At 38.7% G+C, this 13,184-nt stretch carries 10 protein-coding genes and 1 pseudogene; 6 read left to right on the plus strand and 5 right to left on the minus strand.

What is annotated here, in order from left to right:
• Nucleotides 1-102: 102 nt before the first annotated feature.
• Nucleotides 103-297, minus strand: a complete 195-nt coding sequence (locus tag ACDX78_RS07455) for a DivIVA domain-containing protein (RefSeq protein WP_486026631.1) — start codon at nt 295-297, stop codon at nt 103-105.
• Nucleotides 298-438: 141 nt separating this feature from the next.
• On the opposite strand from ACDX78_RS07455, the gene ACDX78_RS07460 reads away from it, so the two are divergent.
• On the plus strand, nt 439-600 hold the full coding sequence (locus ACDX78_RS07460) for a hypothetical protein (protein ID WP_486026633.1): 162 nt from the start codon (nt 439-441) through the stop codon (nt 598-600).
• A gap of 153 nt (nt 601-753) precedes the next feature.
• Here the strand turns inward: ACDX78_RS07460 and gbsB are convergent, their stop codons facing one another.
• The gene (gene gbsB / locus ACDX78_RS07465) at nt 754-1,962 is read right to left on the minus strand and encodes a choline dehydrogenase (RefSeq protein WP_486026635.1); all 1,209 of its coding nucleotides are present in this window, start codon (nt 1,960-1,962) and stop codon (nt 754-756) included.
• Nucleotides 1,963-2,024: 62 nt separating this feature from the next.
• Nucleotides 2,025-3,497, minus strand: a complete 1,473-nt coding sequence (gene betB / locus ACDX78_RS07470) for a betaine-aldehyde dehydrogenase (RefSeq protein WP_486026637.1) — start codon at nt 3,495-3,497, stop codon at nt 2,025-2,027.
• Nucleotides 3,498-3,939: 442 nt separating this feature from the next.
• On the opposite strand from betB, the gene ACDX78_RS07475 reads away from it, so the two are divergent.
• The 5 genes from ACDX78_RS07475 (at nt 3,940) to cudC (ending at nt 9,364) form a co-directional block, all read left to right on the plus strand.
• Nucleotides 3,940-4,698 carry an HAD family hydrolase gene (locus ACDX78_RS07475; RefSeq protein ID WP_486026639.1) on the plus strand — a complete coding sequence of 253 codons (759 nt, stop codon included), beginning with the start codon at nt 3,940-3,942 and terminating at the stop codon, nt 4,696-4,698.
• A gap of 19 nt (nt 4,699-4,717) precedes the next feature.
• Nucleotides 4,718-5,734 (plus strand): ABC transporter substrate-binding protein, encoded by a 1,017-nt coding sequence (locus ACDX78_RS07480; RefSeq protein WP_486026640.1) that lies wholly within the window; start codon nt 4,718-4,720, stop codon nt 5,732-5,734.
• 21 nt (nt 5,735-5,755) lie between these two features.
• Entirely contained in the window at nt 5,756-7,429 is a 1,674-nt protein-coding gene (locus ACDX78_RS07485; RefSeq protein WP_486026680.1) for an ABC transporter permease, read from the plus strand.
• Between the two features lie 36 nt (nt 7,430-7,465).
• Entirely contained in the window at nt 7,466-8,524 is a 1,059-nt protein-coding gene (locus ACDX78_RS07490) for an ABC transporter ATP-binding protein (protein ID WP_486026642.1), read from the plus strand.
• Between the two features lie 282 nt (nt 8,525-8,806).
• Nucleotides 8,807-9,364, plus strand: coding sequence for a choline uptake/conversion transcriptional regulator CudC (gene cudC, locus ACDX78_RS07495; RefSeq protein WP_486026643.1), 558 nt, complete (start codon nt 8,807-8,809; stop codon nt 9,362-9,364).
• Nucleotides 9,365-9,725: 361 nt separating this feature from the next.
• Here cudC and ltrA read toward each other — a convergent pair.
• Both ltrA and ACDX78_RS07505 read right to left on the minus strand, forming a co-directional pair.
• Nucleotides 9,726-10,979, minus strand: a pseudogene (gene ltrA / locus ACDX78_RS07500) (group II intron reverse transcriptase/maturase).
• Between the two features lie 624 nt (nt 10,980-11,603).
• Nucleotides 11,604-13,181, minus strand: coding sequence for an FIMAH domain-containing protein (locus ACDX78_RS07505; RefSeq protein WP_486026645.1), 1,578 nt, complete (start codon nt 13,179-13,181; stop codon nt 11,604-11,606).
• Nucleotides 13,182-13,184 lie beyond the last annotated feature (3 nt).

The raw sequence follows: 13,184 nt of genomic DNA on the forward strand, positions 1-13,184 counted from the left end.
TAACTCTCGATCGTTAGTAGTAGAAGGAGCGTTGTGAGGGCTGTTTTCTGGTAGTCTCTAAACTGTGAGTTGAAATAGAGAAATAAAATTCTATTTATGATGTTATTTATAGCCGTAACCCTTTTTTAGTTCCTCTACTTCCTGTTTTAAACGATCAATCTCTTTGTTCAATGCCACATAGTCTTTAGTAACCGTGTCCAGGAACCCATCAACATCATATTGATTATAACCTCGAAAGGATTGTCTAAAGCGTGCTTCCATAACATCATTTGCAGATAAATTAACTTGATCACTCATCATTCCACCACCTCAAATGATCAATTTCATTCTAGTTTATTTAATAATCATAATGTAAAAATTATAATTCCTATGAGCTTGTTATACCATTTAAGGGGGGAAGCGTCAATTAAACCTAAAATATAAAAAAAGGCGTGCTATATGAACATTATTCTGGTTATCACAAACCTATCTTTATTTCTTTTTGCATTCTTCTTTTCTATCAGGGAATCCTTCATTTCTTCCAATATTTCCAATTTCAAGGGAAAACAGGCTAGAACGGTAAATTATGACTTGCTTACTATTGATGATGCGGGAGACTAAGATGTATCAAATCATTGCTTGAGATGCTGAAAACAACGCAGCTGATCATTTAACGAACGCCTCTATCTTTACGAAAATTTTGTGGCGGGGAAGGCCTGACCCCATTATTAAAAGGAGGCCCTAAAAAGGCCCCCTGCTTCTTTTTTTAACATATTAAACTGTTTTTGGTACTAACTTGAAGCAGCGTTTGTAGATCCATTGGTAATCTTTTTCAGTAAGATCACGCGGGTTACCAACTGTTTGCGGATCGTTCATTGCTTCTTTTGAAAGACGATCAATCATGTCAGATGAAACACCTTGTTTTTCCAGATTAGGAATATCTAAGTCTTCTTCTAGTTTGTACATTTCTTTAACAGCTGCTTTTGCCGCTTCTTCTGTTGTCATATGGAAGGTATCCACACCTAGTGCTTGTGCAATGCGTGCAAATTTAGCTGGATGACCTTTCCAATTATATTCCATTACAGGTCCCATCATTGTTGCTACAGCTTGACCATGTGCCACTGGAATAATTCCACCAAGTGTTTGGGACATTGCGTGTGCCGCACCAGCAGATTCACTACCGTATGATAGACCAGCTAACATAGCAGCTTGTGCCATACCGTAACGTGCTTCTAAGTCGCCACCGTCAGCATACGCACGACGAATGTATTTGCCTACATACTCAATTGCTAACAATGCAACCGCATCTGTTACAGGTTGAGCATAATGCATTGTGTAGCATTCAATTGCATGTGCTAGTGCATCAATACCTGTCATTGCTGTTACATGAGGGGGCATGGATACATGCAGTTCAGGATCAAGAATCGTTAAGTATGCTGCAATTAATGGTCCCCCAGTGTTGAATTTAAATTCCCGCTCTTCATCAGTGATAACTGCCCATTGTGTTACTTCAGAACCTGTTCCAGCAGTAGTTGGAATTGTTGTTAATGGTGGAATACGGTTTTCTAAAGGTTTTTTACCTTCTGCGGCTTCATAATCAAGTACTGAACCTTCGTGTGTTGCTTCTACCCCAATACCTTTTGCTGTATCCATCGAGCTTCCGCCGCCAACTGCAACCAGGCCATCACAGCCTTGTTCTTTAAATACTTTAGCGCCTTCAGCAATCAAACGTACTGGAGGGTTAGGTTCTACTTTATTAAAGACAATAACTTCAACACCAGCCTCTTGTAAATGTTTTTCAACAGGGGCAGTAACACCAGCTTGATAGATTCCTGGATCTGTTACTAAAAGTGCTTTTGTAACACCAAGGTTTTTTACTTCTTCACCGATATGTTTGATAGATCCAATACCATGTTTGATTGTTGTTGGAATTTCAAAGGTATGAAATTTATGCATATGTTCTACTTTCATGTTTAAACTCATAATGTTAATCCTCCTGGTTATCTATAATTATTATATTTATAAGTCCTATTTTACCTGTTTACCTAAAACCAATGTATTGGTTCAGGTTTTAAGTTATGGAAGATATGTTTCGTTTCTTGATATTCTTCCAAACCTAGTTTACCTAATTCACGGCCAATTCCTGATTGTTTAAAGCCTCCCCAAGGCGCATGCGGGAAGTATAGGTTAAATTCATTGATCCAAACCGTTCCCATGCGCATTTTCGCAACACATCGTTCCGCTTTAGCAATGTCATTTGTCCAAACACCACCGGATAGACCATAGATAGAATCGTTGGCAAGATGAATAGCTTCTTCTTCTGTTCTAAATTTTTCTACCGTTATAACTGGTCCGAATCCTTCATTTTGTACCACCTTCATTTCAGTCGAACAGTTTGTCAGAATCGTTGGCAGGTAGAAAAAGCCATGTTGCAGTGATGGGGCTTTCGGGCGTTTTCCCCCAGCTGCGATTGTAGCACCTTCCTTTATTCCTGCTTCTACGTAATTCTCAACTTTAATTAAGTGTTCCTCGGAAATAAGTGGTCCCATTTGGGTATCTTCCTCGAAACCACTTCCCATTTTGATGTTTTCGACACGTTGTACAAGTGCATCAACAAAATCGTCATGAATGCTTTCTTCTACAATTAAACGTGTGCCTGCTGAACAAATTTGTCCAGCATGGAAAAATACAGCGTTTAATGCCTGATCAATTGCAGTGTCCAAATCAGCATCTGCAAATACTACATTTGGATTTTTCCCGCCAAGTTCAAGTGCTATTTTTTTCACATTCACACTTGAGGCCTGCATGATTTTTTTACCGGTTTGAATACCACCAGTAAAAGAAATTAAGTCAACGTCTGTATTCGATGAAAGCTCTGCACCTACTGTATCCCCAGCACCCAATACTAGGTTAGCAACACCTTTAGGCACACCGGCTTCTTCCAATAATTCAAATACTTTCACATGTGTTAAAGGTGTAATTTCACTAGGTTTGATTACTAATGTATTCCCTGTTACTAATGCTGGAGCCAATTTCCATGATGCTTGTAACAATGGATAATTCCATGGTGTGATTTGACCACAAACACCAACAGGCTCTTTTACGACTTTACTTATGGAGTTTGGGATTGGTGAGTCAATGATCTCGCCACCGTCTTTATCCGCTATTTCCGCATAATAACGGAACACTCCAGCAATATCGTCCATATCTCCACGGCTTTCCTCCATTGTTTTTCCTGTATCTAATGTTTCCAATTGTGCTAGCTCTTCACGATCCCTTTCAATTAAGTCCGCGATTTTATGAACAATTTCCCCCCGATCAATTGCAGGGATTGTTGCCCATGCACCGTTATCAAATGCAACTCTTGCAGCAACGATTGCTTTTTTAGCATCTTCCTCATTTCCTTCTGCAGCAATCGCAATAACTTCCTGATTATAGGGGTTAATGATTTCTCTCGTTTTATTGGAAATTGCTTCTATCCATTGCCCATTAATATATTGTTTTTTTATATCCAACATAATCCCTCCTCTTAACTTAAATTAAATTTGTTAAGAAAACACTTAACGTTCCAAACAAAGTTAAATTTAACATGCAGTATCCTTTTTGTCAAAAAGAGGTTTTTATTTTAATTTTTCTCTAGAAAATAATCATTTTTTTATATAATAATGTAGCTTTTCGATAAGCAATTCAGTATACATGTTTTTTTCCATAAATATCTACGATCCTCATTTGACGATAACATTTACTTACGTTATGGTGTAAAAGTATAAAGTATGTTAATAACATTAAATTTTTATTTAATAATATTAACAAAAATACTTTCCATGGAGCATCGCTATATACTTCCAGTTAATGGTCCTTGTATTGAAGGGGGTGAATTAGGTTTTGAATCTTAGTGCACAGCAATACAATCAGACCATAAATAAATCCTTTTCACGTATAAGAAAAGGGGGGTAGAAAATGGCTAAATGTATAATCAATGAACAAGCATATGACATTGATGGAATACTCTTTGATAAAGACGGAACGCTTATTGAATTTAGCTCGTTATGGGTTACTTGGGCAGAGAAATTTATCCTGAGCATTATGTCTAAAGCCAAATTACCTGAAAAGGATCAACACAGATTAGCAGATGCCATTGGATTTCAATTTGATCAGGGGAAATGGGACCCAAAAGGTCCATTATGTATTGGTTCCTTAGATGAGCTGATCACCATTGGCGCATTACATTTATACCAAAATGGTTTTGCGTGGAATGAAAGCTTGGAGATAGTAACAAATGCACAGATGAAAGTTGACCAATTAAAAGAGTGGAAGAAAACGATCAATCCAGTTAGTGGTTTACGAACTTTTTTGCAGAAAGCAGACAGTCACTACCTGAAGCTTGGCGTGGTGACTTCCGATAATCAGCAACAAGCATTAAGTCACCTGCAGGAACTGGAAATTGATTCCTATTTTAATAGTGTTATTGGACATGACCAAGTAATGCAAGGTAAACCATTTCCAGATATGGTGTACAAAGCTTGCAAGGATATGATGATTGAGCCAGAACGTGCAATCATCATAGGCGATTCGAACGGCGATATGATACTTGGAATGAAAAGTAATACTGTCGCAAGTATTGGCATCGCTGCAGAGTCAAGTTCAGAAACAGATCATTTAACTAACGCTGATCATGTTATTCATAACTATGATTCTATTACATTTGAAGAAAAATAAAAAAGGGGTTTTTATTGTAATGAAGAAATTTTTATTTGTACTATTTATCCTAACGATATCTATTACGTTAGCTGCCTGCGGCGATAGTTCAGGTACTGATGAAAGCAGTTCAGACGACTCGAATAAAGAAATTGATGTCTATTCACATAATGATTCAGAAGAGATGCAAGATTTTGTAGCAGATTTACAAGCAGAAACAGGAATTGATGTGAACGTGTTACGTCTTTCCAGTGGAGAAGGCTGGAGCAGGATTGACTCTGAAGCACCAGACTTTGGTGCTGATATGCAATGGGGTATGTTACACAGTATTGCTTTAAGAGCTGAAAAGGAAGATTATTTGGAGCCATATGAATCTCCAACATGGGACGATGTTCCAGACCATTTTAAAGATGAGGAAGGAAAATGGTATGGCTGGTCTTACTGGTTTAACTTATTAGCTGTTAACGAAGAAATTGTTGAAGATAAAGGGCTGGATGTTCCGGAGTCATGGGAGGATTTACTCGACCCGCAATATAAGGGAGAAATTGTTCTGCCAGATCCAGGCACTTCAGGTACATCTTATTTATTTATGTCCGCTATTATGCAAATTATGGGTGAAGAAGAAGGTTGGGAATACCTGGAGCAACTTGATAATAATGTTGGACAATACACAAAATCTGGTGACGCACCAGCACAAATGGTTTCCCAAGGTGAATATGCAATCGGGATTACATGGGACCAAGCCGTATACAACCGTATTGATGAAGGGTACCCACTAAAAGCCGTTTATCCTTCAGAAGGGGTTGGATATGACCTTGATGTTATTTGGATGTTCAAAGATACGGAAAACCGTGAAACAGTAGAAGAAGTAATTGATTTTATTGGATCAGAAAAAGGTATGGAAAGTTCTGCTCAACATCGTTCCATGGTAACGAAACCAGATATCGAAGGAACGGTTGATGGAATTGAAGAACATTTAATTGATTATGATGCAGAGTGGGCAGAAGAGAACCGTGACCGACTCATGAGTGAATGGCGTGAGAGATTTTCTGACTAAGGAGGTATAATTTTGGAATCTATGCAACCTTCCAATATTCAGCCAAAACCGTCTCTATCAACATGGAGACGGTTCTGGGCTGAACCATGGTTTGCTATTTTAACCATTATATTAGCACTCGCAATTTTATTATTTATTGTTGCTCCAGTTTTTGCGGTACTATTAAAAAGTATTGGTATTGGAAGCGGCAGCTTAACCCTGGACTATTATAAAGCGTTCTTTCAAAGATCTTATTATTTAGAAGCACTTTACAATAGCGTCCTATCTTCAGCGATTACAACATTAATTGTTGTAACGATTAGTATCATCGTCTCTATGTATGTAACAAGATCGAATAGTATCTTTGCAAAATCTTATAGAGGTATTGCTTTATTACCACTTGTCGCCCCTCCATTTATTTTTTCACTAGCTTTAATTATATTATTTGGCAGAAGTGGTGTTGTCACAAACTTCTTTGGTGATCTATTTGGAACGGAATTTAGTATTTATGGTTTTTGGGGAGTAGTACTAGCGCAAATTATTGGTTATTTTCCAATCGGCTTTATGCTAGTCGAAAGTACATTTCGTAATATGAATGCAAATTTGGAACACGCCTCACAAGACTTGGGTGCCAACCAATGGAAAACACTTGGTGGTATTACCTTGCCACTGGCAAAATCAGGCATTATTAAAGCCGGCTTACTTGTGTTTGTTATGGCACTTGCTGACTTCTCGAATCCGCTTATTATTGGCGGCGGGGAAAATTTCCTCGCTTCTGAAGCTTATTTGTTAGTAGTAGGCCAGCAAAATTTAGAACAAGCAGCTGTGCTCGGTGTATTCTTAATTCTACCAAGTTTACTTATCTTTATCTTCCAAACTTACATTTTGAAGGATAATGACTTAGCAACGATTAGTGGGGATTCTGGAATTGCAAATGTTCCATTGTCTAAACCGGTTAAAGCGTTTGCTGGAACGGTCAGCACCATTTTCTCCGGATTCATCTTATTAATGTTTGTTATGGTAGTTCTCGGTGCATTTGTGCAAATTATCGGGGTTAATAATACATTTACACTTAACCACTTTAATAACCAGACTGGCTGGGACTCATTATATAACAGTTTAATCGTGGCCTTTGTTAGTGCATTATTGGCAGCTGGTTTAGGGATATTGCAAGGGTTTTTATTTGCTCGAAAAGTCGTCCCAGGAAAAAAATTGCTGGAATTCCTAACCTTATTCGGACTAGCTGTTCCTGGTACTGTAATGGGGATTGGCTATGTTTTGATTTTCAACGGGCCGCCATTTTTCCTTACGGGTACGGTTATACTGCTCGTCTTAAATATGACATTTAGAAAAATCGGGGTTGGTTTGGAAGCAGCAATCAGTAAAATGCATCAAATTGACACGTCTATGGAAGAGGCCTCCAATGACCTTGGTGCAGGACCGTATAAAACATTTGGAAAAATCGTCGTACCATTATTAACACCAGCGTTTGTTGCAGGCTTTGTGTATGCATTTATGACAGCGATGGTATCTATTAGTTCTGTAGTCTTTTTAATCTCACCAGGAACGAATCTGGTTGCCGTTTATATTTTAAGTCTTGCAGAACAAGGAAAAGTTGGCTTAGCCTCAGCAATGTCATTTATTATGATCGTCATTGTATTAATGTGTTTAGTATTACTGAAAATCATCGAACGAAGAAGTGGAGTTCGAATTTAACGTCACGACAGATAGTAGAATGAGGAGGATTGCTACGTGGCAACAGAACAATTTTTAGAGTTAAAAAATTTATATAAGTACTTTGATGATGTCAAGGCAGTCGATGATATATCCATCTCCATTAATGCAGGGGAACTAGTATCATTTATAGGACCAAGTGGTTGTGGAAAAACAACATTGCTGCGAATCATCGGCGGATTCCATGATCAAGATCATGGGGAAATTATACTGGATGGGGAGCGGGTTGATACGTTGCCACCAGAAAAACGAGCAACAGGCATGGTTTTTCAAAATTATGCCTTGTTCCCACATATGACAGTATACAATAATGTCGCATATGGATTGAAACAAAAAAAAATTAAAAAGAACCGTCATGAACTCATTATGAACGCTTTAGAACAAGTTGAATTGGAAGGCTATGCTGATCGAAAACCTGGGGAGCTAAGTGGTGGCCAACAGCAACGCGTCGCGATTGCACGTTGTCTAGTATTAGAACCAAAAGTACTATTATTAGACGAACCATTATCTAATCTGGATGCTAATTTACGTATGGTGTTACGTGAAGAAATTCGTAAAATTAAAGATAAACTTAATCTAACAGTTATTTTCGTAACACATGATCAGGAAGAAGCTTTAAGTATTTCGGATCGTATTGCAGTATTAAAAGACGGTTCTATACAACAATTAGATAAACCAGATGTGATTTATAACTATCCAAAAAATGAATTTGTATCGACCTTCGTTGGAAATGCAAATTTCTTAACTGGTAGCATATCACGAGAAGAGAATAAAACTTTTTTTGACACAGATATCATCCGTTTTCCAGTTGATGACGCTGTTAAAGTTAATAAGAATGAGCAATTCACTGTACTCATTCGACCAGAACAAATTACAATAAATAAGGAAAGCCCTATTCAGGGTACGTTAACCAATGTGGTTTATAATGGAAATTTTGCACGTTATTTCATTAGTATTGGTGAACAAGAAGTAATGGTGGATGAATTCAATCCACGCGATGCAAAGCAATATCAAAAAGGTGATCAGATTGGGCTGGAACTGCCAAAGAATCCACATTTCATTGACCCATCTAAATAACAAGGAATAGGATAGGGAATTTTCGTAGTAAAGCTTAGAGACTAAATTATTAAGTAGTATTTTTAGCTGTGCTGTCAATTCTTTTATACTAAAATAAATGAAAAAAGGATTTTAAGGACTTTTGTCTAAATAGTTATAGAGGAGCATATTGAAATGAACGACCTTTGTTTACTGAACGATGTCATTTAGGTGATATTTTTTAATCACATCGGTCAAAATCATTACCATCCTTATAACAGGTATAAAGTGATGTTAAACTTATAAAAAGCGCGGTGAAATGGTATGGAGTCAAATGAAAAAGCAAAGGAAAAATTGGAAAACGCGAAAGACACTGTAGTTGGCGCAATTTCCGAGACAATGGATTTATATGGCGTCACCCCATCGGCAGGAAAATTATATGCTACGATGTTATTTGATGATCACATGACCTTAGATGAAATGCGCGAACAACTTAACATGAGTAAACCAAGTATGAGTACAAGCGTGCGCAAACTTCAAGAAATTGAAATGGTGAAAAAAAAATATTTGCGTGGTTCAAGAAAACATGCGTACGCTGCGGAGAAAAATTTTTTTCATTCATTTATGGCCTTCTACTGCCAAATGTGGGATCGCGAAGTAAAAATGAACATGGAAGCAATCAAAGAGGCTGAAGTGGAATTACTGGAAATTGCAAATGATGATTCTATTGCTGAGGAAATTCGCGAAGAAGCAAATGCACATTATGTCATGCTTGATCGGTCGAAAATATACTATAGATGGTTAGAAAGACTGGTATCCAGCATTCGATCAGAAGAAATTTTCGAATTCTTACCTAAAGATCCGCCAAACTCTACTAATTAATAAAACTGAAGTTCAAAGTCTGTCAGCATGCGGTGATCCGGGTGATAAACGAACTGAATCAAATTTAGCATAGAATGTACAATGGCAGACACCCCGTGATGGGGTGGCTGCCATTTTTACCTTATTTGCTATTTTCAGTAAAATGGTGAAGCAACACTGCAAAAAACGAATACTATAATTATATTCTTCCTAAATTATTCACAGAACGCTTATCGTTAAAGCACCTGCCGTCCATCAATTCAGCTCAATCGACAGGGATTTTAAATTATCCGATAAAACCCTTTCAATCGAGTAGGAGGAGGTGACTAACCTCCGACCTCTCACACCACGGTACGTACGGATCCGTATACGGCGGTTTCATTTAAGTCCAACGCTTAGTTTGATATCTGCGATGTAAACTCTTGAGCCCTTGGGCAATCCAGTATTGATTGTCTAGTGCTTGGCTCAGAATTGGGCTTTTGGCTATCCGCCAATATGCTTTCCTCGTATTTGCCCATTCCCATGCTTTTCCTCTTTTAATTGCAAGTTTCATAAGATTTCTATACTTGGTTTTCACTTTCTTCCATTCTTTCCACCGTATCATCCGAAGTCTTCTTCGTATCCAACCTACCGAATATAGAAGGTGTTTCAGCTAACTGATAATATCCCAGCCAGCCTACCAGGTATTGATTTAATTTCTCAATCCTATCCTTCATGTTCATGGATCTCTTTCTGGAAGTTAGTTGTCAGATACGCTGTTTAAAGCGTTTGATACTCCCTGGAGAAATTCGTATTTTTAACTCTCCTTTGTGGAATATGAAAGAGAAACCGAGGAATTTCCGTTTCCACAGGCGGTCTACAGCACTTTTCTCTTCATTGACTTTCAGTTTTAGTTTCTTCTCGATAAAGTCTGTGATACTGTGCTTCACACGCTGACCAGCTCTTTTCGAGCGAACATAGATATTACAGTCGTCCGCATAACGGACGAATCGGAGACCTCTAGCTTCTAATTCCTTGTCCAACTCGTCTAAAACTATGTTGGATAGTAAAGGGCTTAGAGAACCGCCTTGAGGAGCTCCCTCTGTGTTCGGACGAACCAGACCATCTTCCTTAATACCTGCTTGCAAGTATCTGCGAATCAGGTTCAGTAGGTTGGGTTCGTGAATTCGCCTGCTTAGTGTCGCATGAGCCTATCGTGGTTCACTTTATCAAAGAATTTCTCTAAATCCATATCTATAACCCAGCGGTATCCTTGTTGGATATATCCTTTAGCTTCTCGCACCGCATCGTGTCCTCGTTTATTTGGACGAAAACCATAGCTGTGATCTGAGAATGTTGGGTCATATGATTCTGCGAGTACTTGTGCAATTGCTTGTTGGATGAATCTGTCCAGCACGGTAGGGATGCCTAACTTCCTTTTCCCGCCGTTGGGTTTCGGGATTTCGACACGACTTACGGGTTGAGGCTGATAAGTTCCCTCTTGAATTTCTTCCCGCAGGCTAGTCCAGTGTTCCATAATATGCGCTCGTAAGTGTTTTACGGGCATTTCATCTACACCGTGACTCCCTTTATTACGTTCAACACGCTTTAATGCAAGTATTAAGTATTCCCGTGATAGGATTCTCCCCAACATGATATCTAACTCCTGCGTGAATTGTCCGTCCCCCTTGTGTGGCAACAACTTTCAGCCCTTCTAATGTCCCCCGCGGGATTCACCGTTTCCTCCATTAGGAAGGTTATTATGTTTCTGCTTCATCAAGTGTTGCGTACGCAAAGTGACAATTCTTCTTAAATGATTCAGCCCTTCCCGGATATTCTAGAAGTATCCAGTACTACAGCATCGGCTGACTTCTGATAGTTCAGCGAACATTTACATGCCCGGTTACGGCGTGTGCACCGCATTTCTATCAGACCTCCCAGGGTAAGCACACATTCTTCCTCTCCATGTCCCGACTTCATTTACCCGATGCACCCTTCGGCAGTAAGGACTTTGACTTGTTCAGCAGCCTCATCCAAGTGCACCTCAGCCTCCTATGAAGTTCGTGTTCCTAAGGGCGGAGATTTGCCGCTGACTTCCTTCAGATTCTGGGTCGCCCCAGACACCCTTGTCTTAAGCTAATCGCTACTACTGCCTTCACGATTCGGGACTCGAACCCTATAGAATGTGTGCATGCCTGGCACACTGAAAAAGAGAGAGGAACGAATCCCTCTCTAGCTTCACTTTTTTTCGTGGTTAAAAGCTGTATTTGACTTTATTAAACTATTTCCATTTGTTGATTAAATAGTCAGCATTCGTCATGAGATAGTGGTATGCATTATCGGACATTTGATTTTTCTCTTTCCTATGGTCCAATAAAGACTTAACCTTATTCATGTGTTTAATAGATTTTTCCGAACTATTATTTTCTACAAATCTGTTTACTGTATTCAATTGAGCCTTCAATGATTGAACAATTCCATTGTTTACGAACGCTCCGTCATCCTCAAAATGAATAACTATTTCCTGCATTTCCGGAACGCTTTCTGCTAAAGTTGCTGCAGTTGTAGTTAATTCATTACTCACATTTCCGAATGCATCAATAGCCTGTACATTAATTTGATATGCTGTAGCTGGTTGAAGATTATTCACAGGAAATTCTAATGAGCTTGGCACCTCTCCTTTATAATATTCCGAAAAGGCCTTGTACTGATTAACGATCTCCCCGTTTTGTTGATTTTTGGCAGTCACTTGATAAGAATGTGTCAACAAATTATCAAATGCCTGTGGGAAAGATATGTTTAAGCTGTCTGTCGTCATTTGACTGACTGAAATATTCGCATCCCTATGAAAATAAGGGCTTTCCTGATCACGATCATCTGTGTATTTAAAGTCCTCTTTACTTTTTACCGGTGTTTCAATAACCCAAGGATCCTGTATCCATCGGTTTCCGGTAAAATTACGGCGCTCGATGATAACCTCATCATCATAGACTTTCACAACAAGGCCGTTACTAACCTCTGCCTCGGGAACTTCACCTTGAAGATATCCCTTTTCTGTCCACATATAGGATATAGAACCGGCATTGACAGCGGTGTAGTCATTTTGATAGATAGATCTTGGATCACTTACGGGATAATGTGTATGACCGGATACTAAAACTACTTGCGGGTATTTTTCAAGCGTTTCTTGAAGCAGTTTCTGGTTCTCATTTTCGATATACCAATCTTCCGTGCCATAAGTTGTGTCTTTCATACCGTGGTGTATGAAAACGAAAATCGGTTTGTTCGGATCGCGCTGCTCTGATTGCTTTAATTGATTTCCTAACCACTGAATCTGCTCTTCTGAATAGAAGTAACCACGCTCTTCACCCATCATTATAAAGTCATAGTCTTTGATATTCTTATGATAGTAAAGAGATTCCATACCTGTTTCATTTAAAAATCGTTGTTGTGCTTCTTCAGGTGTGAGGTCGTTACTATGCTCATGATTTCCAATACCTATGAATTGTTCCGCTTGAGGCTGAACATGTTTATTAAAGATGGATGACCATGTATCATATTCCTCTTCATAGCCATTACTGGTTAAATCCCCAATAAAAACGAATGCATCTTGTTTTGGTACTAATTGATTCAGTTGTTTCATAGCATTTTCAAATCTCTCCGGATCACCTTCAGCTCGACCGAGTTGTGTGTCGCTGATTATAGGAAAAACCAAATTTGGTTCTTCCAAAGTTGTATTTAAATTTTCCGGATTATCTTCTGTCTGTGCATTAATAGGAGATGCAGTCCCTCCCAATGAGAAAACTAGAAGTGCTGCAACAAACAATTTCGTAAAATTCTTATGAAGAAAAGTTGACATGTA

This window comes from Virgibacillus oceani, from assembly GCF_041521345.1.
Classification (GTDB): Bacteria; Bacillota; Bacilli; order Bacillales; family Amphibacillaceae; genus Virgibacillus_N; species Virgibacillus_N oceani_A.